This window comes from Brevundimonas balnearis (assembly GCF_042434805.1).
GTDB lineage: Bacteria > Pseudomonadota > Alphaproteobacteria > Caulobacterales > Caulobacteraceae > Brevundimonas > Brevundimonas balnearis.
Window position 1 is genome coordinate 726108 of sequence record NZ_JBHLSW010000003.1, and the last position, 24399, is coordinate 750506.

General features: G+C 69.3%; 30 protein-coding genes. 21 read left to right on the forward strand and 9 right to left on the reverse strand.

Annotated features, from left to right (window positions below; genetic code table 11):
• The first annotated feature begins 45 nt into the window (after nt 1–45).
• The 8 genes from uvrB (at nt 46) to ACFFGE_RS04745 (ending at nt 5929) form a co-directional block, all read left to right on the forward strand.
• The gene (uvrB, locus tag ACFFGE_RS04710; RefSeq protein WP_376835215.1) at nt 46–2280 is read left to right on the forward strand and encodes an excinuclease ABC subunit UvrB; all 2235 of its coding nucleotides are present in this window, start codon (nt 46–48) and stop codon (nt 2278–2280) included.
• A gap of 103 nt (nt 2281–2383) precedes the next feature.
• Entirely contained in the window at nt 2384–2656 is a 273-nt protein-coding gene (locus ACFFGE_RS04715) for a hypothetical protein (protein WP_376834789.1), read from the forward strand.
• Entirely contained in the window at nt 2656–3000 is a 345-nt protein-coding gene (locus ACFFGE_RS04720) for a type II toxin-antitoxin system RelE/ParE family toxin (protein WP_376834791.1), read from the forward strand. The genes ACFFGE_RS04715 and ACFFGE_RS04720 overlap by 1 nt, the downstream gene beginning before the upstream one ends.
• A 12-nt stretch (nt 3001–3012) precedes the next feature.
• Nucleotides 3013–3138: a hypothetical protein gene (locus ACFFGE_RS04725; protein WP_376834793.1), complete on the forward strand. Its 126-nt coding sequence runs from the start codon at nt 3013–3015 to the stop codon at nt 3136–3138.
• Nucleotides 3139–3213: 75 nt separating this feature from the next.
• Nucleotides 3214–4188 (forward strand): toll/interleukin-1 receptor domain-containing protein, encoded by a 975-nt coding sequence (locus tag ACFFGE_RS04730; RefSeq protein WP_376834795.1) that lies wholly within the window; start codon nt 3214–3216, stop codon nt 4186–4188.
• A 69-nt stretch (nt 4189–4257) separates the two neighbouring features.
• On the forward strand, nt 4258–4476 hold the full coding sequence (locus ACFFGE_RS04735) for a hypothetical protein (RefSeq protein WP_376834797.1): 219 nt from the start codon (nt 4258–4260) through the stop codon (nt 4474–4476).
• 27 nt (nt 4477–4503) lie between these two features.
• Nucleotides 4504–5292, forward strand: coding sequence for a DpnI domain-containing protein (locus ACFFGE_RS04740; protein ID WP_376834799.1), 789 nt, complete (start codon nt 4504–4506; stop codon nt 5290–5292).
• Between the two features lie 88 nt (nt 5293–5380).
• Entirely contained in the window at nt 5381–5929 is a 549-nt protein-coding gene (locus ACFFGE_RS04745) for a hypothetical protein (RefSeq protein ID WP_376834801.1), read from the forward strand.
• 16 nt (nt 5930–5945) lie between these two features.
• Here the strand turns inward: ACFFGE_RS04745 and ACFFGE_RS04750 are convergent, their stop codons facing one another.
• Nucleotides 5946–6200: a hypothetical protein gene (locus ACFFGE_RS04750; protein WP_376834803.1), complete on the reverse strand. Its 255-nt coding sequence runs from the start codon at nt 6198–6200 to the stop codon at nt 5946–5948.
• Between the two features lie 239 nt (nt 6201–6439).
• Between ACFFGE_RS04750 and ACFFGE_RS04755 the strand changes: the two genes are divergently transcribed.
• Both ACFFGE_RS04755 and ACFFGE_RS04760 read left to right on the forward strand, forming a co-directional pair.
• Nucleotides 6440–7045, forward strand: a complete 606-nt coding sequence (locus tag ACFFGE_RS04755; protein ID WP_376834805.1) for a hypothetical protein — start codon at nt 6440–6442, stop codon at nt 7043–7045.
• 153 nt (nt 7046–7198) lie between these two features.
• The gene (locus ACFFGE_RS04760) at nt 7199–7510 is read left to right on the forward strand and encodes a hypothetical protein (RefSeq protein ID WP_376834807.1); all 312 of its coding nucleotides are present in this window, start codon (nt 7199–7201) and stop codon (nt 7508–7510) included.
• 6 nt (nt 7511–7516) lie between these two features.
• Here the strand turns inward: ACFFGE_RS04760 and ACFFGE_RS04765 are convergent, their stop codons facing one another.
• Complete coding sequence (locus ACFFGE_RS04765; RefSeq protein WP_376834809.1) at nt 7517–7786, reverse strand: usg protein; 270 nt, start codon at nt 7784–7786, stop codon at nt 7517–7519.
• Nucleotides 7787–8014: 228 nt separating this feature from the next.
• Between ACFFGE_RS04765 and ACFFGE_RS04770 the strand changes: the two genes are divergently transcribed.
• The gene (locus ACFFGE_RS04770; RefSeq protein ID WP_376834811.1) at nt 8015–8326 is read left to right on the forward strand and encodes a hypothetical protein; all 312 of its coding nucleotides are present in this window, start codon (nt 8015–8017) and stop codon (nt 8324–8326) included.
• Nucleotides 8316–9314, forward strand: coding sequence for an SDR family oxidoreductase (locus tag ACFFGE_RS04775; protein ID WP_376834813.1), 999 nt, complete (start codon nt 8316–8318; stop codon nt 9312–9314). The genes ACFFGE_RS04770 and ACFFGE_RS04775 overlap by 11 nt, the downstream gene beginning before the upstream one ends.
• Here the strand turns inward: ACFFGE_RS04775 and ACFFGE_RS04780 are convergent.
• Nucleotides 9299–9922 (reverse strand): winged helix-turn-helix transcriptional regulator, encoded by a 624-nt coding sequence (locus ACFFGE_RS04780; RefSeq protein WP_376834815.1) that lies wholly within the window; start codon nt 9920–9922, stop codon nt 9299–9301. The genes ACFFGE_RS04775 and ACFFGE_RS04780 overlap by 16 nt on opposite strands.
• 209 nt (nt 9923–10131) lie before the next feature.
• On the opposite strand from ACFFGE_RS04780, the gene ACFFGE_RS04785 reads away from it, so the two are divergent.
• The 5 genes from ACFFGE_RS04785 (at nt 10132) to ACFFGE_RS04805 (ending at nt 12215) form a co-directional block, all read left to right on the forward strand.
• The gene (locus ACFFGE_RS04785) at nt 10132–10572 is read left to right on the forward strand and encodes a VOC family protein (RefSeq protein ID WP_376834817.1); all 441 of its coding nucleotides are present in this window, start codon (nt 10132–10134) and stop codon (nt 10570–10572) included.
• Entirely contained in the window at nt 10572–11039 is a 468-nt protein-coding gene (locus ACFFGE_RS04790; protein WP_376834819.1) for an SRPBCC domain-containing protein, read from the forward strand. Before ACFFGE_RS04785 ends, ACFFGE_RS04790 begins: the two co-directional genes overlap by 1 nt.
• Nucleotides 11036–11254 carry a DUF4287 domain-containing protein gene (locus ACFFGE_RS04795; RefSeq protein WP_376834821.1) on the forward strand — a complete coding sequence of 73 codons (219 nt, stop codon included), beginning with the start codon at nt 11036–11038 and terminating at the stop codon, nt 11252–11254. Before ACFFGE_RS04790 ends, ACFFGE_RS04795 begins: the two co-directional genes overlap by 4 nt.
• Before the next feature lie 8 nt (nt 11255–11262).
• Complete coding sequence (locus tag ACFFGE_RS04800; protein WP_376835216.1) at nt 11263–11751, forward strand: VOC family protein; 489 nt, start codon at nt 11263–11265, stop codon at nt 11749–11751.
• A 116-nt stretch (nt 11752–11867) separates the two neighbouring features.
• Entirely contained in the window at nt 11868–12215 is a 348-nt protein-coding gene (locus ACFFGE_RS04805; protein WP_376834822.1) for a DUF1428 domain-containing protein, read from the forward strand.
• A 6-nt stretch (nt 12216–12221) separates the two neighbouring features.
• Here the strand turns inward: ACFFGE_RS04805 and ACFFGE_RS04810 are convergent, their stop codons facing one another.
• The gene (locus ACFFGE_RS04810; protein ID WP_376834823.1) at nt 12222–12752 is read right to left on the reverse strand and encodes a hypothetical protein; all 531 of its coding nucleotides are present in this window, start codon (nt 12750–12752) and stop codon (nt 12222–12224) included.
• Nucleotides 12753–12902: 150 nt separating this feature from the next.
• Between ACFFGE_RS04810 and ACFFGE_RS04815 the strand changes: the two genes are divergently transcribed.
• Together ACFFGE_RS04815 and ACFFGE_RS04820 are read left to right on the forward strand one after the other, a co-directional pair.
• Nucleotides 12903–15554 carry a M14 family metallopeptidase gene (locus tag ACFFGE_RS04815; RefSeq protein WP_376834825.1) on the forward strand — a complete coding sequence of 884 codons (2652 nt, stop codon included), beginning with the start codon at nt 12903–12905 and terminating at the stop codon, nt 15552–15554.
• Nucleotides 15555–15645: 91 nt separating this feature from the next.
• On the forward strand, nt 15646–15855 hold the full coding sequence (locus ACFFGE_RS04820) for a flagellar hook protein FlgE (RefSeq protein ID WP_376834827.1): 210 nt from the start codon (nt 15646–15648) through the stop codon (nt 15853–15855).
• A 33-nt stretch (nt 15856–15888) separates the two neighbouring features.
• On the opposite strand, the gene rpoD is transcribed toward ACFFGE_RS04820, so the two are convergent.
• Together rpoD and dnaG are read right to left on the reverse strand one after the other, a co-directional pair.
• On the reverse strand, nt 15889–17820 hold the full coding sequence (rpoD, locus tag ACFFGE_RS04825) for an RNA polymerase sigma factor RpoD (protein ID WP_376834829.1): 1932 nt from the start codon (nt 17818–17820) through the stop codon (nt 15889–15891).
• Between the two features lie 61 nt (nt 17821–17881).
• Nucleotides 17882–19738, reverse strand: a complete 1857-nt coding sequence (gene dnaG, locus ACFFGE_RS04830; RefSeq protein WP_376834831.1) for a DNA primase — start codon at nt 19736–19738, stop codon at nt 17882–17884.
• A 189-nt stretch (nt 19739–19927) separates the two neighbouring features.
• Here dnaG and ACFFGE_RS04835 point away from each other — a divergent pair, with 189 nt between their 5' ends.
• The gene (locus ACFFGE_RS04835; protein ID WP_376834833.1) at nt 19928–20194 is read left to right on the forward strand and encodes a hypothetical protein; all 267 of its coding nucleotides are present in this window, start codon (nt 19928–19930) and stop codon (nt 20192–20194) included.
• A gap of 234 nt (nt 20195–20428) precedes the next feature.
• Here ACFFGE_RS04835 and ACFFGE_RS04840 read toward each other — a convergent pair whose 3' ends face one another.
• The 3 genes from ACFFGE_RS04840 to ACFFGE_RS04850 form a co-directional block, all read right to left on the reverse strand.
• Complete coding sequence (locus ACFFGE_RS04840; RefSeq protein ID WP_376834835.1) at nt 20429–21571, reverse strand: patatin-like phospholipase family protein; 1143 nt, start codon at nt 21569–21571, stop codon at nt 20429–20431.
• A 70-nt stretch (nt 21572–21641) separates the two neighbouring features.
• Complete coding sequence (gene carA / locus ACFFGE_RS04845; RefSeq protein ID WP_376834837.1) at nt 21642–22802, reverse strand: glutamine-hydrolyzing carbamoyl-phosphate synthase small subunit; 1161 nt, start codon at nt 22800–22802, stop codon at nt 21642–21644.
• 81 nt (nt 22803–22883) lie between these two features.
• On the reverse strand, nt 22884–23573 hold the full coding sequence (locus ACFFGE_RS04850; RefSeq protein ID WP_376834839.1) for an SDR family NAD(P)-dependent oxidoreductase: 690 nt from the start codon (nt 23571–23573) through the stop codon (nt 22884–22886).
• Between the two features lie 120 nt (nt 23574–23693).
• On the opposite strand from ACFFGE_RS04850, the gene ACFFGE_RS04855 reads away from it, so the two are divergent.
• Complete coding sequence (locus ACFFGE_RS04855) at nt 23694–24389, forward strand: HAD family hydrolase (protein WP_376834841.1); 696 nt, start codon at nt 23694–23696, stop codon at nt 24387–24389.
• The last annotated feature ends 10 nt before the right edge of the window (nt 24390–24399 follow it).

Genomic DNA, 24399 nt, shown 5'->3' on the forward strand with positions numbered 1-24399 from the left:
GTCGCCGAGGCGCCCGCGACCTTCGTGCCCGCCGGCGCCGATCCTATGGCGAGGATGCCGATGTTCGCGCCCGTTGTCGGCCCCCGCCTGACGCCGGAGGAGGCGCCGGGCGCCGCCCAGGACTGGTCCCCGCACCGCCCCTCGCGGCCGGACGCGCGCATCCGCAAGCCGTTCCGCCTGGTGTCGTCCTACACCCCCGCCGGCGACCAGCCCGCCGCCATCGCCGAGCTGGTCGAGACGGCCAAGGCCGGCGAGCGCGACCAGGTCCTGCTCGGCGTCACCGGCTCGGGCAAGACCTTCACCATGGCCAAGGTCATCGAACAGACCCAGCGCCCGGCGCTTATACTTGCGCCGAACAAGACTTTGGCCGCACAACTCTACTCGGAGTTCAAGGCCTTCTTCCCCGACAACGCGGTCGAATACTTCGTCAGCTACTACGACTACTACCAGCCGGAAGCCTATGTTCCGCGCACTGACACTTATATTGAAAAAGACTCCAGCATAAACGAGCAGATCGACCGGATGCGGCACGCCGCGACGCGGGCGATCCTGGAGCGGGACGACGTCATCGTGGTCGCCTCGGTCAGCTGCATCTACGGCATCGGTTCGGTGGAGACCTACACCGCCATGACCTTCACCCTGAAGGTCGGCGACACGATCGACGAGGCGAAGCTGCGGGCCGACCTGATCGCGCTGCAGTACAAGCGCAACGACGCCGCCTTCGAGCGCGGCATGTTCAGGAAGCGCGGCGACACGCTGGAGATCTTCCCCGTCCACCAGGAGGACCGCGCCTGGCGCGTCAGCCTGTTCGGTGACGAGATCGAGGCCATCGCCGAGTTCGACCCCCTGACCGGCGCCAAGACCGCGGACCTGACCGAGGTCACCGTCTACGCCGCCAGCCACTACGTCACGCCCCGCCCGACGCTCAACCAGGCCATCACCGGCATCAAGGCCGAGCTGAAGGAGACGCTCGACTGGATGGTCGAGAACGGCAAGCTGCTCGAGGCCCAGCGCCTCGAACAACGCACCCGCTTCGACATCGAGATGATGGAGGCGACCGGCTCCTGCGCCGGCATCGAGAACTACTCCCGCTGGCTGACCGGCCGCGCGCCCGGCGAGCCCCCGCCCACCTTCTTCGAATACATCCCCGACAATGCGCTCCTGTTCGTGGACGAGAGCCACGTCACCATCGGCCAGATCGGCGGCATGTTCCGGGGCGACTACCGGCGGAAGTCCACGCTCGCCGAATACGGCTTCCGCCTGCCCTCCTGCATCGACAACCGCCCGCTGAAGTTCGACGAGTGGGACGCCATGCGGCCCCAGACCATCCATGTCTCCGCCACCCCGGGGTCGTGGGAGATGGAGCGCACCGGCGGCGTCTTCACCGAGCAGGTCATCCGCCCCACCGGCCTGATCGACCCGCCGGTCGAGGTGCGCCCGGTCACGGGAACCACGCGCAACCAGGTCGACGACGTCATCGCCGAGGTGAAGGACACGGCCCGCGCCGGCTACCGCTCGCTCGTCACCGTTCTGACCAAGAAGATGGCCGAGGACCTGACCGAGTACATGCACGAACAGGGGGTGCGCGTGCGCTATATGCACTCCGACGTCGACACCATCGAGCGCATCGAGATCATCCGCGACCTCAGGCTCGGCGCCTTCGACGTCCTGATCGGCATCAACCTGCTGCGCGAGGGGCTCGACATCCCCGAATGCGGCCTGGTCGCCATCCTGGATGCGGACAAGGAGGGCTTCCTGCGGTCCGAAACCAGCCTGGTCCAGACCATCGGCCGCGCGGCGCGCAACGTGGACGGCCGCGTCATCCTCTACGCCGACCGGATCACCGGCTCGATGGAGCGCGCCATGGCCGAAACCCAGCGCCGGCGCGAGAAGCAGATCGCCTACAACACCGCCCACGGCATCACGCCCGAGAGCGTCAAGCGCGACATCAAGGAGATCCTGGCCAGCCCCTATGAGTCCCGCGCCCTGGACAGCCTCACCGCGCCCGGCGTGCGCGAGGACGCCAAGCCCTTCGTCGGCTCCAACTTCCAGGCCGCCCTCAAGGACCTGGAGACCCGCATGCGCGACGCCGCCGCCAACCTGGAGTTCGAGGAAGCCGCCCGCCTGCGCGACGAGATCAAGCGGATGAAGCTCATGGACCTGGAGTTCGCCAACGAGGTCCTGACCGGCGAAGGCGAGGCGGTCGACACCGCCGCGCCCAAGCGCTGGCGCGCGGAGGCCAATGCGGAGAAGGCGGAGCGGTTCAGGAAGGGGCGGTAACCCACCGTCTCCTCCCCATCGCGGAGCGATGGGGAGGTGGCTCGGAGCGCAGCGGAGAGACGGAGGGGTTCTTGCCCCACCCCCAATCTGCTAATCTCCCTTCATGCCCAGCCGCGCCCTTTCCCTGTCTCCGGATCATCAGCGGTTCGTCGACGATCAGGTCGCCTCGGGCGCCTACCCCGACGCCGAGGCCGTCATCGAAGAGGCCCTCGAACGCCTGGCGAATGCGGAAGACGACGCGGCCCGCGAGGCGCGCTTCAATCGCCTGATCCAGGAGGGCCTCGATGACCTCGACGCCGGGCGGTATGAGACGGTCACCGACACCAGGGCCTGGCTCGACGGGCTCGGACGCGAGGTCAAGGCCGAACCGCGTTGATGCGGCTGGACATCTCGGCGCGAGCCAGGGACGACATCGCCCGCGCCTTGCGAACCAGCCATAAAACCTTTGGCCCGCAGGCCGTGGATCGATACACCTTGCTGATCGACCAGGCGCTCGCCGACCTGTGCGCCGAGCCGGACCGGACCGGCGTTCGACGCCACGACAGCGACCGATCCGACCTGCGGCTCTATCCGCTCCGCCACAGCCGCACGCGCCTCGCGCCCGCCGACCGTGTCGGCCAACCTCGCCACCTGATCGCCTTCCGCCTCTCGGGCGACACCCTGCGCGTCGTGCGTGTTCTGGACGAGCGGATGGACCTTCCCGCGCGGCTCCGGGGATAGGGCAAGACGCCCATGGACCCGGCGTTCGCCAACGTGGTCCTGACCGGCGAAGGCGAGGCGGTCGACACCGCCGCGCCCAAGCGCTGGCGCGCGGAGGCCAATGCGGAGAAGGCGGAGCGGTTCAGGAAGGGGCGGTGAGGGCTGTACCCAACGGTTGCATTGCGGAGGCCGGTCGGGCGGGTTAGGGAATCCGTTGTGATCTGAGGGGATGCCGTGAAGATATTCATCAGCTGGAGTGGCCAACGAAGCCAAACTCTGGCGCTCGCATTGCGCGACTGGTTGCCCCTGGTGCTTCACTACGCGGAGCCGTGGCTATCGACGTCAGACATCAAGTCAGGTGATCGGTGGGGAAACGAGATCGCCAAAGGTCTACAAGATTCCAACTTCGGGATCATATGCGTGACGAAAGACAACCTAGAAGCGCCTTGGCTGCTATTCGAGTCAGGCGCGCTGGCCAAATCAATGGAAGACGGCCGTGTCATTCCGCTTCGTCTTGACCTCGATGTCAGTGAAATCTCCGGCCCGCTGACCCAGTTTCAGTCAGAGAAGGCCGACGACGATGGCATCAAGCGGCTCATTTTCAGCCTCAATAAATGTGCGCCCGTGCCGATTGCGGAAGAGCGTCTCGTCCGCCTCTTCGAGCCGATGTGGCCAGACCTCAAAGGGAAAGTCGAAAAAATTCCTGCTTCGGGATCGGCCCCGAAGAAGACGCGCACCCAAGGCGAGATTCTTGAAGAACTTGTGGCGAGTGTTCGTTCTGTGGAAATGAAATTTCGTGACGTGATGGATGACGATCCATCCGGCCGACGGCGCAATCGCAGACGGGTTCCTCCAGGCATGATGATGGAGTTGGCTCACAGGGTTGGCCGAGGTCCAGGTGACCCTCTCCAACTGCTTATGTTCGCGGGGCTTCTGCGCGATGATTTCCCTTGGCTCTACGAGCTCGCCTTGGAAACCTACCGTTGTGTCCGCGACGGCAACGCTGAGGCGGGGAGAGAATCGGCGGACCGCTTCCGCGAAGCGTTGATGGTCCTTCGACGTAGCCCGTTCCTAGAACGAAACTACGACAGCGCGAAAATGCTCGAAATGATGCTAATGGAAACGCTGGAAATGCTGCCCTTCTATCCAGAGCCATCTCCGCCGATAAGGACCAAAAATTCGAAGGCTGCGGCCGAGGACGACGAGTAAGGAGAGCAATCTCGCTTGCACCCAACCCATTGTTGTGGATCCCTGATTCCGGATCAGGGAGCCACTGCCATGCCGATCTTCCGCATCCTTTCCCGCGTCGACGCCTACGTCGACTACACCTGCGAGGTTGAAGCCGACTCCGCCGAGGAGGCCGTCGATCTCGTCTACGAAGGCCACGTCAAGGTCGCCTGGGAGAACCACGGCGTGACCGAGTTCGACGCGGTCCGCATGTCCGCCATCGACGAGGACTGGAACGACATCGACGACTACACTCGCGGTAAGGCCTGATTAGCCAAGCCGCCGTCATGTTGCGGCATGGCCGCCGACGACGAACCTTTCCGCAATCTCGGCTTCGCCGAGGACGCCGCCGTCTTCGCAAGCGCATCGCAGAACGTCCGCGTCCTGTCGGAGGGCTGGATGGCGATGCACGGCTTCTGCCCCTCCTGCGGCGCGGAGCCTCTGGCCGCCTTCAAGGCCAACTCCCCCGTGGCGGACTTTCACTGCTCCACCTGCGCCGAGGAATATGAGCTCAAGGCCCAGCGCGGGCCGATCAAGCGGCGGATCATGGACGGCGCCTATGGCGCGATGACCGCGCGGCTGAAGGCGCGGAACAACCCCAGCCTGATGGTCATGAGTTACGATCCGGGCCGCGCCCGCGTCACCGACCTGATCGTCGTGCCCCGCCACTTCTTCACCGCGGACCTGATCGAGCCGCGAAAACCGCTCGGCCCAACCGCCCGCCGCGCCGGATGGCAGGGCTGCAACATCCTGATCGGCGACGTGCCCGCATCCGGCCGCATCCCCCTGATCACCGGCGGCGCGGTTACCCCGCGCGCCGAGGTCGTGGACCGCTGGCGCTCCACCCTGTTCCTGAAGGACGCCAGCCTGAACGCGCGCGGCTGGCTGCTCGCCGTCATGCGGGCGGTGGAGGCGGTGGGCCGCCCGGAGTTCACCCTCGACGACGTCTACGCCCACGAGGCCGCCCTCTCGGCCCTCTACCCCGGCAACCGCAACGTCCGCCCCAAGATCAGGCAGCAGCTCCAGGTCCTCCGCGACCGGGGCTGGCTGGCGTTCAACGGACGGGGAACGTATCGGCGGACGTGATCGCTCGCTGCCCCCGTCTCCCCGCGCAGAGAGCAATCGATCCCCCCACGTCCGCCCCTGACGCAGCGAGGCCCTAGCCTCCCCGCCCATGACCGAGACCCCGTCCCGCCGCCGTATCCGCCCAGACGCCGTCTGGGCCGAGGTGCGCAAGGCGTGGGAGGGCGGGGAGACGGCGCGGTCGGTGGCGAAGCGCTATGACGTCGGGGTGCACGCCCTGTGGAAGCGGCGCGAGGCGGAGGCCTGGAAGCGGCCGGACCCGGTGTTCGGCCCGGTCGAGCCGGCGGAGGGCTGGTCCGGCTATGCGGCGGCCCGCTGGGACGCCTTTTCGGCGCGGCTGGCGGAGGAGCGGGACCTGGCCCGGGCGCTGGCGGCAGCGCTGGTCGGCAAGCGGCCGGAGGACGTGCCCCTGTGGCACCTGCCGTTCGTCATGCAGTGGCGGGCCGAGCACCTGGGCCCCGAGGTCGCCGCCGACGACCGGGCCCGCAACCTCGACCAGGCCTGGGCGGCGGTGATCTGGGACGCCGAGGGACGGATGGGTTCGCTGGAGACCATGACCCGGGCGCTGGCGCGGCTGTATCGCGCCGACTGGCGGGCGCGGGAGAAGCTGCCGGAGTGGGCGGCGCCCGACTGGCCGTAGGGGGGCCGAACAAGGCTCATGCCCGCAGGCCCAACCGCCTCAGCTCCAGCGTCGCGGCCATGCGGGCGATTTCGCCGGGGTGGCGGCGTTCGATCTCGGCCAGCAGGGTGGAGATGCCCGCGCGGCCGGCCGCCCCTTGCGCCGCCAGGTAGCCGGCGTCGCGCAGCAGGCGCAGCGCCCGGTCCTCGCCCGGCTCGCCCCGCGCGAGGGACGTGGCGGGTCGCGGCGGGGGCTCAGCACAGGGCTCGGCGTCGGAAATCGGCAGGGGCATGGCAGGGGGCCAGGCAGGGGGCATGGGGGGCGCTCAAGTCCTTCGTTCAACATCCGCTCACCGACCCGGCCGCGACCCTGCCCCGGGCCCCGGCGGCGATCAAGAACATAAGAAGAACATACCTGGGGACGGCGGCCAGGCGGCGGCCGGGCCCGGTTTCGGCCTCCGCTTTTCACGGCTCCGCTTGACCTCGCCCTCCATCCGGGGTCCGGTGGCCGCAGTGCCCTCGGAGCGTACCCATGCTGGCGACCCTGCTTCTGTCCGGACTCCTGCAGGGCGCGCCGCAGACGCCCCCGGCGGCGACGCCCCATCCCCAGACGCCGCAGCAGATCGAGGGCCGCCGGTCGGCCTTCGTCCAGGGCACGCTGAACGTCGCGGTGGGCGAGCGGGCGACGCTGCGGCGCAACGCCGACGGGACCTATGACCTGATCGCCGTCGACGCCATTCGGGTGGAGGACGTGCTGCCGCCCCGGGACGGCAGCCCCGCCGCCGAGCTGAACGGCGCCGCGCCGGGCACCCTGCGCTTCGGCCTGCACGGGCGCCAGGACGTGGGCTCGCTGCTGAAGGTGGAGAACGGCCAGGACACCGGCCTGAAGTACGGCGGCTTCGTCGTGCGGTACTTGGGCGGACGGGCGCGGGGGCCCGAGGCGACGTCGGTCTGCACCGTGCCCGCCGGCATGACGACGTTCGAACACTGGCCCGAGCCGGTGATCCAGATCGTCGTCGGCGGCCTGGAGCCCTCGGCCGACACGGTACCCACCTGCCCGCCGCACGCGGCCCCCCCGTCGCCGGCCGAGGCGCCCACGAACGAGACGCCCCCGAATCCGGCGCCCCCGTCGCGATAGACGGCGGCCCCGGCCGGTCCGCGACCCTCGGATGTGACATCGGCGCGACACCCGGCGGCGAAGCGACGACGCCCCGCCCCCTTTCGGCCTCAATCGGGGAACCTTCGCCGCGCGGGCAGCTTGGCGATGTGTCTGTCCAGCTTGTCCAGAGTCATGCCCAGGAAGTCCGATCCCCCCGCCCGCCCCGACCTCCGGCTGGTCCAGTCCGAGGTGTATGAGTTCATGAAGCCCCCCGAGACCACTGCCGAGCGGGTCCGGCGCCTGCAGCGCGAGGCCCGCGCGCTCGCGCTCGAGCAGGTGGAGGCGCTGGAGACGGCGCTGATCCAGGCCGCCGCCCTGGCGCGCGAGGTCGCCGAGGGCGGGGACGCCTATCCCGTCGGCGCGCGCGAGATCGCCTCGCGCCTGGCCGAGGACCTGCCCTCCAAGGCCGAGACGATCAAGCTGATCGTCGCGCGCTCGACCTGACGCGGGTCAGTTGAGGCGGAAGTCGGCGTCGACCTTGCGCCACTCGTTGGGCCCGATCAGGCGCCGGTGCGCCACCTGGATCGAGTGCAGCGGGCCGTCCAGGGTCTCGCGCCAGAAGGCCAGGAACTTCTCCAGCACCGGGAAGTCCGGCGCCAGGTCGTAGTCCTGCCAGACATAGCTCTGCAGGATCCGGGGATGGTCGGGCAGGTGATAGAAGATGTGCGCGGTGGTCAGGCCGTAGCCCTGAAGCTGACGCTGGAACTCGATGCTCGCCATGGCATCCCCTCGATGCGGTTGTGTCTGCACGTGGCCGACGGCCGCCCCGGCCTCATCTCACGACTCGGCGCGAGGGATCGCCGACGCCTGAGCCTGCCGCGACGAAGATGACCGCTCAATGAATTTCTCGTTCCAGATCAGTTTGTTGGCAGCGTTGACGAGTGGCTGCTGCCGCGTTCGCTGAGCGCGCTTCGGGAACGTCCGAGCGCCTCGGCGATTGAGACGGGCATGACCGCCACGCCCCCTCCTCCGACCCGCAAGCCAGGGCCCGGCGCAGGCCTGATCGTCGGCGGGATCGTCCTGGCCTTCGTCCTCGCCGCCCTGATCGGCTGGCTCTACATCCGCGAGGGCGGCGCGGCGCGCCACGGCCTGACCGCCGACGCGCCCGATCCCGCGCCCCTGCCCTCGGGCGCGCCCGTCGCCGTTCCCGCCGACCCGAACAACACGCCCGCCCCCGGCGTCGACCCGACGGGCGACGCCTATCAGGGCGACCAGACCGTGATCGACCGCCAACAGGAGAGCTCCGCCGATGGCCGCTGACGACCGCACCGCCCGCTTCGAACCCGCCGCCGAGGACGTCGCCGACGCCCAGCGCGACATCCAGGCCGGAATCGACGCCAAGGAGGGCTCGTCCGACGAGGCCGGCGGCGGCGCGGTCCAGGCGGGGGCCCGGCGCTATCCCGAACCGCCCCTGCCGCAGCAGCATCAGATCAAGCCCGGCGACGAGGCGGCGCTTGACCCCGCGCCCATGTATGACGCCCCTTTCTGGAAGGGCTCGGGCAAGCTGGAAGGCTTCGCCGCCCTGATCACCGGCGCGGACTCCGGCATCGGCCGCGCGGTGGCCGTGCTGTTCGCGCGCGAGGGCTGCGACGTCGCCATCTGCCATCTCGACGAGGACGGCGACGCCGAGCACACGAAGCGCGCGGTCGAGGCCGAAGGCCGCCGGGCCATCGTGCTCCAGGGCGACGTGGCGGACCCGGCGTTCTGCAAGGCGGCGGTGAAGGCGACGCTGGACGCCTTCGGCCGGCTGGACGTGCTGGTGCCGAACGCCGCCTTCCAGGAGCATGTGGAGCGGTTCGAGGACCTGACCTTCGAACACTTCGATCGGACGCTGAAGACCAATCTCTACGGCTACTTCAACCTGACCCAGGCGGCGGTCCCGCACATGAAGACCGGCGGCGCCATCGTCATGACCGGCTCGGTCACGGGCCTGATGGGGAACAAGCAGCTGCTCGACTATTCGATGACCAAGGGCGGCATCCACGCCTTCGCCCGCTCGTTGGGCACGCACCTGGCGCCCCGCGGCATCCGTGTGAATGTCGTGGCGCCCGGCCCGGTCTGGACCCCGCTGAACCCCGCCGACCGGTCGGCCGAGGATGTGGCTCAGTTCGGGGCGCAGACGGTGATGAAGCGCCCCGCCCAGCCGGAGGAGATCGCCCCCGCCTTCGTCTTCCTGGCCTCGCCCCAGATGTCGAGCTTCATCACCGGCGAGATCCTGCCGATCATCGGCGGCTATTCCGGCGGTTGAGGCTTCGTCGCCTTCGGCGGCAGCTTGAACCAGGACTGGAAGGCCAATGCTCGCGCGGCGTCGCCTTCCAGTTCGAGCGCATCGCCCAGGGCCTCCAGCGGGACATTCTCATAGACGAAGCCCGCGATCGGTTCCGGCGCGCCGACGAAGACGACGTCGACGCTCTCGGCCGGGGCCCGCGCCGCCGTCAGCCGTCCATCGGCGACGGTGACGACGAAGGTCTCCTCGCCCAGCCGGAAGCCGAACCGACCGCCATCCCCCGCCGCCTTGCCCGGATCGAACATCGTCCGAAACGACATCATCAGCGACGTGTTCGACAACGGCAGGCTCGGATCATGGTCCGGCGACCGCGCCGCCCAGCGGCCCAGCGCCATGATCATCTCGTCGGCCTCGTAGCCCCAGGGGGTGAGGCCATAGACCTGGACCGACGCCGGCGGCGGCAGGCGAGTCCGCTCGACCACGCCGTGGGCCTCGAGCGTCTCCAGCCGCTGCGTCAGCACGTTGGCGCTGATCCCCGGCAGGGCCGAACGGATGTCGCTGAACCGGCGTGGCCCGAACATCAGCTCTCGCACGATCATCAGGGACCACCGCTCACCCACCAGTTCCATCGCGTGAGCCGTCCCGCAGGCGTCCTCATACCAGCGCGGCCGCCCTCCGACCAAGTAAGTTATTTTTTTTGACTTCATCGTTGACAAAGATAACTCTTTAGACGACGCTGTGCAACGTCGAAGCGTCGAACGCGCTTCAGACGCGTTCAATCCGGAGGCGCCGCAGGGAGGGAACCGGCGCGCCTTCGCCGTTCCAAGGGAGGGGACAAATGTCCCGCATGATCTTCATCAACCTGCCGGTCGACGACCTCGCCGCCGCCAAGACCTTCTACGCGAGCGTCGGCGCGGTGAACGACCCACGCTTCACCGATGACACCGCCGCCTGCATGACCTTCTCCGAGCACATCCACGTCATGCTGCTGACCCACGAGAAGTTCTCGGGCTTCTCGCCCCGGCCGATCCCGTCACGCGAGACCGCCGAGGTTTTGTTGTGCCTCTCGGCGGACAGTCGCGAGGCCGTGGACGCCATGGCCGAGGCCGCCTGGAACGCGGGCGGTCGCATGGACCCTATCGCGCCCCAGGACTACGGCTTCATGTACGGTCGCAGCTTCGAGGACCCGGACGGCCATATCTGGGAGGTCATGTGGATGGACCCCGCCGCCGCCGAGAAGGGCCCCGAGGCCTTCGCCGCCGAGATGGAACCCGCCTGATGTCCGTTCCCCACGAGCTCAGCGTGACCCGCTTCATCGCCGCCGGACCGGAGACGGGGTGGACCGCCTTCATCGACCACGCGACCGAGTGGTTCACTCCCCGGCCCTGGAGCACCGTCAGCGTCGATTATGGCCTGGCGCCCGGCGGTCGCGCCGATGTCGTCATGCAGTCCCCCGAGGGCGAACAGCACGCCTATCGCGGCGTCGTGCTGCTGGTGGAGCCCGGCCGGCGCCTCGTCACCACCGGAGCCATGACCGAAGGCTTCGTGCCCCAGCCCGGCGACATGAACTTCGTCCGTATCGACACCTTCGAACCCGAGGGCGACGGCACGCGCTACACCGCCCGCGCGCGCCACTGGGACGAGGCCGCTGCGGCGAAACACGCGGAGATGGGCTTCGAACCCGGCTGGGGCGCCGCCGCCGATCAACTGGCCGAGGTCGCCGAACGTCTGGAGCGGGGATCATGACCGACAAGCCCGTGGTCAAGGGTCCCAAATCCTACTTCCCGTCTATCGAGAAGACCTACGGCAAGCCCATCGCCCACTGGAAGGAGATCATCCGCGCGGGCAGGCCCGCCAGGCACATGGAGCTGGTGGCGATGCTGAAGTCGGACCACGGCCTGGGCCACGGCCACGCCAAAGCCCTGGTCGCGCACACCCTGGCCGAGGAGGCCCGCTCCTGACCGACAAGATCGTCCCCTGCCTCTGGTACGACCGGGGCCAGGCCCTGAAGGCCGTCCAGTTCTACATGTCGCTGGGCCTGCTCGACAGCCGCATCGACCAGGTGAACACCAGCCCCGCCGACAATCCCCACAGCGGCCACGCGACGGGTGAGGAGCTGACGGTCGCCTTCACCCTGGCCGGACGGTCCTTCGTGGCCCTCGCCGGGGGCCCGATCTTCCCGCACACGGAGGCGATGTCCTTCACCATCCTGACCGACGACCAGGCGGAGACCGACCGGCTGTGGGACGCCATTGTCTCCAATGGCGGCGCTGAGAGCGCCTGCGGCTGGTGCAAGGACCGGTGGGGTGTGAACTGGCAGATCACGCCGCGCCGGCTGATCGAGCTGGTGACCTCCCCCGATCCGGCGACGGCGAAAGCCGGGTTCGAGGCCATGATGACCATGACCAGGATCGACATCGCCGCGCTCGACCGCGCGGTCGCCGCCGCCGTCCGCTGACCGCCCCTCGCGCCGCTGGCGACCGCGGCGCGAGCGACAGGGCCCCACCCACCCATGAGCCCTCAAGCAGCGAGCGACCGCGTCGCGAGCGATAGGGCCCCACGAAGGAGACCCCCATGACCTACTACACAGGCTTCCTGCTTCCGGTGAAAGCCGCCGACAAGAACCGCTACATCGCCTCCGCCCAGGCGGCGTGGCCGCATTTCCAGCGCTACGGGGCGCTCGAGCAGGTCGAGACCTGGGGCGACGACGTCCCCGACGGGCAAGTGACCAGCTTTCCGATGGCGGTGAAGAAGCAGGACGACGAGGTGGTCGTCCTGTCCTGGATCAGGTGGCCCGACAAGGCGACCGCCGACGCCTGTTACGCCACCATGGACACCGATCCGGCCTGGCAGGCGATGGACATGCCGTTCGACGGCAAGCGGATGATGTGGGGCGGCTTCGCCCGGATATTCCAGAGCTGACGCCGCTCAGACCTGCGCCGGCTCCGGCCCAAGGAGCCGGCGCAGGCGGGGCCACAGATTGGCCAGGGCCGACAGGAAGCCCACGACGCTCGCCGCCACCTGGAAGGCCGACCACATGAGCTGGATCAGCCCCGGCCCGAAAACCGCCTCGGACAACGGATGAAGCAGGCGGCTCACGCCGATGCGGAACCCGGCGTAGGCCGCGGAATACTCGATGGAGCGATCCGCGAAGAAGGCGATCACGACAGCCGCCGACACCGGCGCCCACATCAGCGGCAACACGAGGATGAGCCCGAGCAGGGTCAGCGCCAGGCTGGTCCCCAGGCTCGGCCCCCTCGCCCAGGTCAGCCCCAGGCCGACCACGACGGCCAGCCCCAGCGCGACCCAAAGCACCGGCAGCGCCAAATCCGCAGCCGCCATCATGTCCGCGCCGAACACACCCAGCACGAGGATCGCGGCCATCGCCCCCGCGAAGCCGAACAGCCACAGTGCGCCGTACTGGCCCATGCGGCGCTTGAGATGTGCCAGATCGATCATGTCCCGTGTCCCCGACGCCCCGGACCGACGTTCGGGCAACCCGCGCGGCACGTCCAGTCGCATAACCGTGATCTGCGCCCGGCGCTCGGCTGAACGCCGTTGCCTGCGTGAGGCGACGCGCTAGGCTGGCGTGGTTTCATGGGGGGTCGCATGAATTTCCGCGTCGTCGCCGCAGCGTTGGCGGGGCTTCTCCTCGCATCGGCCGGACCGGCCGCGGCTCAATCCCGCACGGGGCCGCTGATCGAGGGCGCGAGCCACGACCCCGCCGTCCCCGCGCTTCGCTCGGTGCTCGGCTGGGACCCGGGAGAGGTCATCAGCCGTCCCGCCGACCTGCGCCGCTACTTCGACGCCTTGGCGGCGCATTCGCCGGACCGCGTCCGGATCGGCGAGTACGGCCGCAGCCACGAGGGACGGCCTCTCTGGTGGGCCGTGGTGGGATCGCCGGCGAACATCGCCAGACTCGACGCCATCAAGGCGGCCTCGCAGGCCGTCTCGGACCCCCGCATCACCAGCGCGGCCGAGGCGGAGCGCATCATCGCCGATATGCCCGCGATCGTCTGGCTGGCGTATTCGGTCCACGGCGACGAGATCACCCCCGCCGATGCGGCGGCGGCGGCGGCCCACCACCTGCTGGCCTCTCGCGATCCGGCGGTCGCGGGATGGCTGGAGCGGACGGTGGTGATCTTCGTGCCGACCCAGAACCCCGACGGGCGCGAGCGCTTCATCGACAGCTTCACCGCGGGGCTCGGCGTGGAGCCCAATCCCGATCCCCTCTCGGCCGAGCGGGCTCAGCCCTGGCCGGGCGGCCGTTTCAATCACGACCTGTTCGACCTGAACCGCGACTGGTTCATCCAGACCCAGCCGGAGACCCGGGGACACGCCGCCCTGGTGCTCGACTGGCGGCCCCATGTGCTGGTGGACGCCCATGAGATGGGCACGGACGAGAGCTTCTTCTTCCCGCCCGAAGCCGACCCCCTGAACCCGCTCCTGCCGTCCTCGACGCTGGCGATGCGGGAGACGATCGGACGCAACACCGGCCGCCGCTTCGACGCGATCGGCGAGCCCTACTTCAACCGCCAGGTCTATGACGCCTTCTATCCCGGCTACGGCGACGGCTGGCCCGCCTACCTGGGGGCGGTGTCGATGACCTATGAGCAGGGCTCGCCGCGCGGTCTGGTGGCCCGTCGCTCGAGCGGCGACCTGCTGACCTATCGCGACGGCGTGCGGAACCACTTGGTGGCGTCCCTGTCGACCATCGAGGCGGCGGCCGCGAACCGCGAGCGGCTGTGGCGCGACCGCTGGGCCTTCGCCCGGGACGGCTTGGAAGGGGGGCGCGGCGCCTACGTCATCGCGCCGAACCCGGCCGATCCCACGGCGGTGGACAAGCTCGGCGGACTGCTGGTCCGTTCCGGGATCGAGGTCGGCCGGGCCGAGAGCGGCTTCACCGCCTGCGGCCGGTCGTGGCCGGCGGGCTCGCTGGTCGTGAACCGCGCCCAGCCGTTGCGCCGCATGGTCGAGGTGCTGCTGACCCGCGACGTGCCGGTGCCCGCCGACTTCATGGCCGAGCAGGAAGCGCGGCGCCAGCGCGGGCTCGGCGATCAGCTGTACGATGTCACCGCCTGGTCGCTGCCGCTGATGTTCAACACGCCGTCGGCCGTCTGCGACAGCCGGCCCAACGTCCAGACGACGGCCGTCGGCCGGGAACTGGTGCGTCCGGCGGAGATCGTGAATCCGGACGCGCGCTACGGCTTCCTGGTCCATCCGGGCGCGGCGGGGCAGAAGCTGGTCATCGACCTGCTGCGGGCCGGCGTGACCGCCCGTGCGTTCACCGAGGGCTTCACCCACGCCTCGGGCGTCTGGCCGTCCGGGACGGTGCTGATTCCCCGCGCGGGCCAGCCGGCGGATCTCGCCGCCCGGCTTCAGGCGGCGGCCGCCGAGACCGGCGCCCGCGTCGTCGGCGTGGATGAGAGCTGGACCACCGAAGGGCCGAGCTTCGGCTCGGAGGAGGCGGCCCTGCTGCGGAGCCCGCGCGTGCTCCTGGCCTGGGACGAACCCACCGATCCCACCGCCGCGGGCGCCGCGCGCTATGTGCTGGAGCGCGAGTTCGGCCTGCCGGTCACCGCCGCCCGCACCCGCCTGATCGCCGGCGCCGACCTGTCGCGCTATCCGGTGATCGTGCTGCCCGACGGAAACGGCTACCAGGCCCGGCTGGGCGAGCGGGGGCTGAACAACCTGCGCGCCTGGGTCGAGCGGGGCGGCACCCTGATCACCCTGGGCGCGGGCCCTTCGCGCTTCGTGGCCGCGCCGGACGCCCGGCTGAGCGCCGCCAGGCTGGAGACGGCGCCCGAGCCCGGGACCGCCGGGACCGAGCGCGCGCTGATCGAGACCGAAGCCGCCTACCGCGACGCCGTGCTGGGCGAGGAGCGCCGGTCGTCGGTCGCCGGGGCCCTGATCCGGGGGCGTGTCGATCCCGACCACTGGCTCTCGGCCGGCATCGCTTCCGAACTGACGCTGCTGGTTCAGGGCGACGACACCTTCGCGCCGCTGACGCGGGGCCAGGGCGCGAACGTCGTCCGCTTCCTAGGTCCCGACGAGCTTCTGGCGTCGGGCCAGCTGTGGGACGAGAACCGCCGCGCGCTCGCCTTCAAGCCCGCCGTGATGGTCACGCCGCTGGGGCGCGGCGCCATCGTCGTCTTCACCCAAGACCCGACCACGCGCGGCTATCTGGAGGGACTGAAGCCGCTGCTGATCAACGCCGTCCTGCTGGGCCCGGCGATCGGCGGCGCCGCCTGGATCGACTAGGAGGGCGACACGCCGGGGCTCCGCGGCTAACCGCGTTCGTTCGCCATCTTCGTGCACGGGCGGTTGACCCTGGCCGTGCGAGGCTGGCGTCATGAACAGCGTCAACATCGCCGCCGCCGGGATCCAGAGCGCCATCGCCCGCTTCGACGAGAGCGCGCGCCGCACCGCCCAGGCGCCGCTCGACAACCTCGCGGAGGAGCATGTCGAGCGCCTGATCGCACGACGCGAGGTCGAGGCCAATGTCACCGTGGTCAAGGCCGCCGATGAGATGATGGGCACGCTGCTGGACACGCGCGCCTGAGAAAAAGGCCCGGCGTCTCCGCCGGGCCTCGTGTCAGCTGTCCAGGAAGCTGCGCAGCTTGCGGCTGCGGCTGGGGTGCTTGAGCTTCCTCAGCGCCTTGGCCTCGATCTGGCGGATGCGTTCGCGGGTCACGCTGAATTGCTGGCCGACCTCCTCCAGGGTGTGGTCGGTGTTCATGCCGATGCCGAAGCGCATGCGCAGCACCCGCTCCTCGCGCGGCGTCAGGCTGGCCAGCACCCGCGTCGTGGTCTCGCGCAGGTTGGACTGGATGGCCGCGTCGATCGGCAGGACCGCGTTCTTGTCCTCGATGAAGTCGCCCAGGTGGCTGTCCTCCTCGTCGCCGATCGGCGTCTCGAGGCTGATCGGCTCCTTGGCGATCTTCAGGACCTTGCGGACCTTCTCCAGCGGCATGGCCAGCTTTTCAGCCAGCTCTTCCGGGGTCGGCTCGCGGCCGATCTCGTGCAGCATCTGGCGCGAGGTGCGGACGATCTTGTTGATCGTCTCGATCATGTGGACCGGGATGCGGATGGTCCGCGCCTGGTCGGCGATCGAGCGGGTGATCGCCTGACGGATCCACCAGGTGGCGTAGGTCGAGAACTTGTAGCCTCGGCGGTACTCGAACTTGTCGACCGCCTTCATGAGACCGATGTTCCCTTCTTGAATCAAATCAAGGAACTGCAGGCCGCGGTTGGTGTACTTCTTGGCGATGGAGATCACGAGGCGCAGGTTGGCCTCGACCATCTCCTTCTTGGCCTGACGGGCCTCGCGCTCGCCCTTCTGAACCTTCTGGACGATGCGGCGGTAGTCGTCGATCGGCAGGCCGGCCTCGGTGGCCACGGCGGCGACGTCGGCGCGGATGTCGCCGATCTGGCCGGCCTCGTTCTCGGCGAACTTGGTCCAGCGCACGCCCATTTCCTTGACCCGGTCGGTCCAGGCGGGGTCCAGCTCGGAGCCGAAGTAGGCGTTCAGGAACTCGGGCCGCGAGATGCCGTAGCTGTCGGCCAGGCGCAGCAAACGGCCTTCCAGCCCGATCAGCCGCTTGTTGATGGCGTACAGCTGCTCGACCAGCGCCTCGATGCGGTTGTTGTTGAGTTTCAGCGTCTTCAGCCGATCCGAGATCGACTTGGTCAGCGCGTCATAGGCCTTCTGGTCCTTGGCCGAGAGCGCCTCGCCCTTCAGCCGCGCCTCGACCAGCTTGTCCTGCAGCTTGCGGAAGGCGCCGAAGTCGGCGGCCACGGCGTCGAGGATCTCCATCACCCCGTCGCGCAGCTCCGCCTCCATGGCCGAGATCGACAGGCCGCCGCCGTCGTCGAAATCGTCGTCGTCCTCGTCGGACTCCGGCTTCTCGTCCTCGGCCTCGGCGGGCTCCTCTTCCTCGGCCTCCTCGCCCTCGGCGGGCGGCGCCGTGGGGTTCATGACCCCGTAGGTGGCGTCCAGGTCGATGACCTCGCGCAGCAGGATGCGGTTGTTCGCCAGCTCGTCGCGCCACACCATGATGGCCTCGAACGTCAGGGCGCTTTCACAGAGCCCTGAGATCATGGCGTCGCGGCCGGCCTCGATGCGCTTGGCGATGGCGATCTCGCCCTCGCGGCTCAGCAGCTCGACCGATCCCATCTCGCGCAGGTACATGCGCACCGGGTCGTCGGTGCGGTCGTAGGCCGGCTTGGACTCGGTTTCCGCCACCGCGGTCTCGGCGCGCTCGGCGACCTCGGTGGATTGCGCCTCCTGGGCGTCCTCCTCGGCCTCGACGACGTTCACGCCCATCTCGGACAGCATGGCCAGCGTGTCCTCGATCTGGTCGGGCGTGACCTCCTCGGACGGCATGACCTTGTTCAGCTCGTCCATCGTGACGTAGCCGCGGGCCTTGGCCTGCTTGATGAACTTCTTGACGCCGGCGTCGGTCAGGTCGAGCAGCGGCCCGTCTTGCGAGGTTTCGACTTCCTGCGTCTCAGGCTGGGCGTTCATTCGGTCTTCGTCTCCAAGCGGACCTGCGTCCGCCTATGCAACTCGTGACGCGAGCGATGGATCATCGGCTCGCGGGTTGATCCCAAATCTCTCCGGCTTTGATCGCACGGCGAAGCGCGTCCCGCTCGGCCTTCAGCCGTCGGAACGTCTCGTCCTGGCCCGGCGCGGCCTTCGCCGCGTCCAGGGCCGACTCCAGCGCCGCGACGCGCGTCAACGCGTCGAACGCCTGCGACCAAAGGGTCCGCGCCTCACCGAGGGGCTTGTCCATAGCCAGGAAAGGCGCGCCGGACTTCGCCGCCGCCTTCTCGACCTCGCGCAACAGAACGCTATGACCCGAGGTCGCCAGATGGCGACGCAGGGCTGAAGAGTCAAGCGATTGGCCCGAGAACCGCACCCCGACCATGGCCTGGGCCAGAGGTTCGAGCTGAGGGTCGCCGAAGCCATGCGAGGCGATCGCCTCCAGATGATCGTCCATGCGCTCGGGATCGTCGAGCGCCCCATGGGCGATCGCGGCGGCCATCGGCTCCAGCGCACGGCTCAGCGCCTGCATCGCCTCGGCGCCCTCGGGCGTCTGGCCGAGCACCGGCGGCGGGCCGAAGCGGCCCCGTCCCTGACGCGGCGCGACCGGGGCGGGCGCGCGGCGCGGAAACAGGGCGTCGAAACGGTCGAAAAGGTCGGCGCGATACTGCTCCGCCAGATCACGGTCCTGAATGGCCTGGGCCGCCTGACGCAACCGCGCCTTCAACCCCGCGCGGCGCTCTGGCGTGTCCAGGGGCTCGGCCGCCTGCTCGCGCTGGAACAGCACCTCGGAAAAGGCGCGGGTTTCGCCCACCGCCTGACGCAGCGCCGGCGCGCCCGCGTCGCGCAGGATGTCGTCGGGATCCTTGCCCCCGGACAGCAAGGCGAATCTGAACGAGCGCCCGGGCTTCAGCAGCGGCAACGCCCGCTCCACCGCGCGATAGGCGGCGCGCAAGCCTGCCGCGTCCCCGTCGAAGCACAGCACCGGCTCCGAACTGACCCGCCACAGCACCGCCATCTGCTCTTCGGTCAGGGCCGTGCCCATCGGCGCGACCGCCGGCAACCCCGCCCGCTGGCAGGCGATGACGTCCATGTAGCCCTCGACCACGATCAGGCTCTGATCGCTGTTCGACGCCGCCCCCAGGATGCGCCGCGCCTCCGGCAGGCCGTAGAGCGTCGAGCCCTTGTGAAAGAGCGGGCTCTCCGGGCCGTTCAGATACTTGGCCCGGTCGTCCGGGTTCATGGCCCGGCCGCCGAAGCTGACGATGCGCCCCCGCGCGTCCAGGATCGGAAAGATCAGCCGGTCGCGAAACCGGTCGTAGGGCTGACCGCCCCCTTCCGGCGCGATCAGCAGGCCCGCCTCGACCAGCTCGCCGGGCCGCGCGCCGCGCTGGACCAGCGCGTTCTTCAGCCCCTCGCGGTCGTTGGGCGCATAACCCAGCCCGAAGCGGTCCCACTGATCCTCAGGCAGGCCGCGCCTTGCCAGATAGTCTCGCGTCGCCTGGCCGACCGAGCGACGCAGGTTGGCGGCGAACCACTTCTGGGCCAGGTCCATCCAGTCCGACAGCCCCTGGCGCTTCTTCTCGCGCTCGGCGGCCTGGGGATCCTCGGCGGGCAGGGCCATGCCCGCCTCGCCCGCCAGCCGGGTCACCGCTTCGACGAAGCTGAGCCGCTCGGTCTCCTGCAGGAAGCTGATGACGTCGCCATGCTTGCCCGACGAGAAGTCGTGGAAGAAGCCCTTGTCGTCGTTGACGAAGAAGCTGGGCGACTTCTCCTTGGTGAAAGGGCTCAGGCCCACCCACTCCCGGCCCTGTCGCTTGAGCTTCACCGTGCGACCGATGACATCGGACGGCCTGAGCCGCGTCTTCAGCTCCTCGATGTATCGCTCGTCGAACCGCACGCGCCTTCATAGCGCGAATCGCTCCGCGCCCGGCGTCGCGCGACGCATTAACTGTGTGGGCGAGATTGAGGCTCAAGAGACTGTTCTCACGCCTCTTTTTGGTCAGATGACGGAACTATCCACAGCTCGTGTGGATTAACCACACGCATCCGGGCGCAGAAGGCGTCGCCCAGACACGACGATCATTCCATGTTCATGACCATCGCCCGGCCGGCGGTGGAGCCTCAAGGCCCCGACGCCGTCGCCACCCCCTTCGCCCCCTTCATTGCTCAAGAAACGCCCCGAGCGGTCCACGCGCGGCTGCTCGCCAATGCGGCGCTTCGCCGATTGCGCGGCCTGGAGCGGCGTGTGGCCCAGCGGCATGAGGACGCCGACTACTGGCTGCACGCGGCGCCGCTGGCGGTCCGCAAGGCCTCCGATCTCAGGCGGACGGCCGGCCTGGCGGTCCTGCCCTAGTTCCATGGCTCGCGCTGGGCCCGCAGCGAACGCGCGCCATCGACGCTGAACATGTAGCTGCTCATGGCCGCGCGCACGGTTCGCAGGGGTGTTCGCGCGCGCGAGCCGACCTAGCGTCCTGAGCGGCAGACGGCGTGGCCGGCAGCACGACACCCGCCGCGAACATGCGTCTGATCGCTGAAGACACGGGGACCTCCCGTGGCCCCTCTCCCTACATCCCATCCGGGCGGCCTCCTAGCGCCAGATGTCGCCGCTGGCCGCGCCGAGCCGGCCGATCTCGTAAACCCGCCGCATGGTTTCGGTCTGGAAGCTCAGAGCGGGAGCCTCGACATCGCTCGGCAGGGCCGCATAACGGAACTCGACCCCGTTGCTTCGCGCGAAGGCCCGATTTCCGGCGATCGCGCTGACCAGGGAGCCGCGCAGCAGGACCTCGACGCTGCGGCCGAGGACGCTCTGAGCCGTGTCGGGCGTCACGCCAAAGCCGGGCTCCAGCTTGCCGTTGACGACGACGTGCAGACGCGCGCCGCGCAGGTGGCCGGACGGATCACTGAAGGTCCAGAGGTCCTCGGGCAACGCCAGGAAGGGGGTCGTCACCCCGCCGTCGACATGCATCTCGCGAAAGGTCGCCGCGCCGTTGCGCGACTCGATCAGCACCGGCGGGAACACCCCGGGCACGCTGGCGGAGGCCACGAGCACGTCGCGAAACAGCCGCACCGCCTCCGGCCCGCCTCGGGCGGCGATCACGCCCATGTCCCAACTGACGCCTCGCTGAGCGTCCAGATCGGTCGTGGCGACCAGCAGCACCCTGCCCTTCGCATGCTCCGCCGCGACGGCCGCGAGCATGCGCTCGTCCACGTACCGCTCGACGAGCCGCCTCAGCGGCGCGTCCTGAAACAGGCCGGAGCCGAAGAAGACTCCCAGCCCTTGCGGTCTCAACAGGCCGTCGGCGGCGCCGCCGACATAGGCCTCCTCGAGCTCATCGTCCCAGTCGGGGCCGAGGAAGACGAAGGGCGCCGCCAGGGCGCCTGTGGAGACGCCCGTCACCACCTCGAAGTCCGGCCGGTCGCCGCGCTGGGTCCAGCCCTTGACCAGGCCCGCGGCGAAGGCGCCGTTCGCCCCGCCGCCGGACAGGGCCAGAATGTCGAACCGTCCGTCGGGTCCGACCTTCAGCCCGGAGCGGATTTCGTTCTCGAAGAAGGCGATCCGCCGGCCGTCGTCGATGAAGAACCGAAGGGGGGGATCGGCGTCGAGCCTGAAACCGGTCGGCGCGGCGCCGGAGCGGTCCTCCAGCGCGAAGTCGTCCCGCGCCATCCCGGCGCAACCCGCCAGCAGAAGCCCGCCGGCCGCGATGGCGGCGATCGTGAGGGACTTCGGCATGCGGGCCTCCGACGCTGGGCGAGCCTGGCCGGGCCACAGTATCAGATCAAGGCTCTCGCGGCAGGCTGGTTCAGCCTCTCATCGTGTCGGCGAACCTCTGAAACAGATACAGGCTATCCGTCGGCCCCGGCGACGCCTCGGGGTGATGCTGCACGCTGAACACCGGTCGATCCTTCAACGCGATGCCGCAGTTGGTGCCGTCGAACAGGCTGACGTGGGTCTCCATGACCGCGTCCGGCAGGCTGTCGCGATCGACGGTGAAGCCGTGGTTCATGGACACGATCTCCACCTTGCCGGTAGTCAGGTCCTTCACCGGATGGTTCGCGCCGTGGTGGCCCTGGTCCATCTTCACGGTCCGGGCGCCCAGCGCCAGCGCCAGCATCTGGTGGCCCAGGCAGATGCCGAAGATCGGCTTGCCGCTGTCGACCAGCTTCCGGATTTCCGGCACGGCGTATTCGCCGGTCGCGGCCGGATCGCCCGGACCGTTCGACAAAACCACGCCGTCCGGGTTTCGCGCCAGGATGTCCTCGGCCGAGGTCGTCGCCGGCACGACGGTGATCCTGGCGCCGGTGGAGGCCAGCGCCCGCAGGATGTTGCGCTTCACGCCGTAGTCGACGACGACCACCGACTTGTCCGACGCATCGACGCGGGGATAGCCCTCGGGCCAATCCCACAGGCCCTGATCCCACTCGAAGCTTTGCAGGGTGGAGGCGGGTTTCGCCAGGTCCAGACCGACCAGCCCGGTCCAGGCCCGCGCCTCTGCGACCAGAGCGTCGAGGTCGAAGCGACCGTCCGGGTGGTGGGCGATCACCGCGTGGGGCGCGCCCCTGTCACGGATCGCCTGGGTCAGGGCGCGCGTGTCGATCCCGGCCAAGCCCACCACGCCCCGGCGCTTCATCCAGGCGTCGAACCCGTCGTCGGCGCGCCAGTTCGCCGCCTCGGTCGGCACGTCGCGGAAGATCGCTCCCCGCGCCGAGGTGTCGGAGCCGCCGCCCATCTGTTCGACGTCCTCCACGTTCACGCCGACGTTTCCGACATGCGGAAAGGTGAAGGCCAGGATCTGGCTCATGTAGGAGGGGTCGGTCAGGATCTCCTGGTAGCCCGTCATCGCGGTGTTGAAGACGACCTCGCCCAGCGCGCTGCCCTCGGCGCCGACCCCGATCCCTTGGAAAACGGTGCCATCGGCGAGGGCCAGGACGCCCGTGGCGCCTTCGATCAGCTTGGCGGTCATCGGCGGGATCCTCGTTTTGGTCGCGGCGGGCAAACGGTCGCTGCGCTACAGGCGCCCGCCCCTCAGGTCAACGCGCCAGCGTCATTCCGGTATGCGGGCGCCGTCCCAGGCGAAGACGCCGCCGCTGTCTGCGGGCGTCAGGCGGTAAAGAACCGCCAGCAGGCGGCCGGCGGAATCGCCGGGCGTGAACAGCTTCTCGGGCGGCACGCCCCGCTGGAACGGCTTGGACAGGGCGCTGTCGACGGTGCCCGGATGCAACCCCGCCACCACCGCCTGCGGGTGGGTGCGAGCGAGCTCCACGGACAGGGTCTTCAGGATCATGTTCAGCGCGGCCTTGGACGCCCGATAGCTGTGCCAGCCGCCCAGCCGGTTGTCCCCGATCGAGCCGACCCGGGCCGACAGGGCCGCGAACACCGCCCGACGATCCCGCGGCATCAGCGGGATCAGGTGTTTGGCCAGAAGCGCCGGTCCGACGGCGTTGACCCGGAAATCGCGAAGCAGGTGCTCGGCGGTCATGGCCTTGAAGCTGCGCTCCGGCTCTTCGCCGTGGTGCAGGACGCCCGTCGCGACGAACACCAGGTCCAGCGGCGTGCCGCCGCCGACACGTTCCGCCAGCGCGGCGACCGAGGCCTCGTCGGTGATGTCCAGTCCGTCCGACCGACGGGAGACGCCCAGGACCTCAGCGAAACGTCCGGAGCTCCGAAGGCGGTCCAGCACGGCCGCGCCGACACCTCCCGACGATCCGATCACCAGCGCCGCGCCTGTCGTCATGGTCGCCTCCATGGGGCGCACCTAGCGGCCGCAGGAGCGTCCTTGCAACGCGGCCGAACGCCCCGGCTTGACCCCAGGCCGGTCCCACGCGACCACGCCCCTCACCTCCAGGAGCCGCCCATGCCGATCACCACCGTCGGGCTCGATGCCGACGACACCCTCTGGCACAACGAGACCATCTTCCGTCTGACGCACGACCGCTTCGCGAGCCTGCTGTCGGACTACGCCGACGCCGTGATGATCGACGCGCGTCTGGCGGAGGTCGAGGCGCGCAATCTCCGGCTCTACGGCTACGGCGTGAAGGGGTTCACCCTGTCGATGATCGAGACGGCCATGGAGCTGACCGACGGGCGTGTGGCGTCGTCCGTCATCCGCGAAATCCTGGCGGCCGGCCGCGACATGCTGGGCCATCCGGTCGAGCCCCTGCCGGGCGTCGACGACGCGCTGAACGAACTGTCGACCCGCTACAGGCTCGTGCTGATCACCAAGGGCGACCTTCTGGATCAGGAGCGGAAGCTGGCCGCGTCCGGGCTGGGCGAACTGTTCGCCGCCGTGGAGATCGTCTCTGAGAAGGATCGCGACACCTATGAGCGGGTCTTCAACCGCCACGGCACGGGCCCGCGGGAGGCGGTGATGGCCGGCAACTCCATGCGCTCGGATGTCCTTCCGGCGTTGGAGGCGGGCGCCTGGGCGGTCCATATCCCCTATGCCGTCACCTGGGCTCACGAGGTCGCCGAGGCGCCGGTGGGCCACGACCGATTCGGAGCGCTCGAGACCATATCGGATCTTCCAGCTTGGCTCGCGGCGATCGATTGACGTCGCCTCC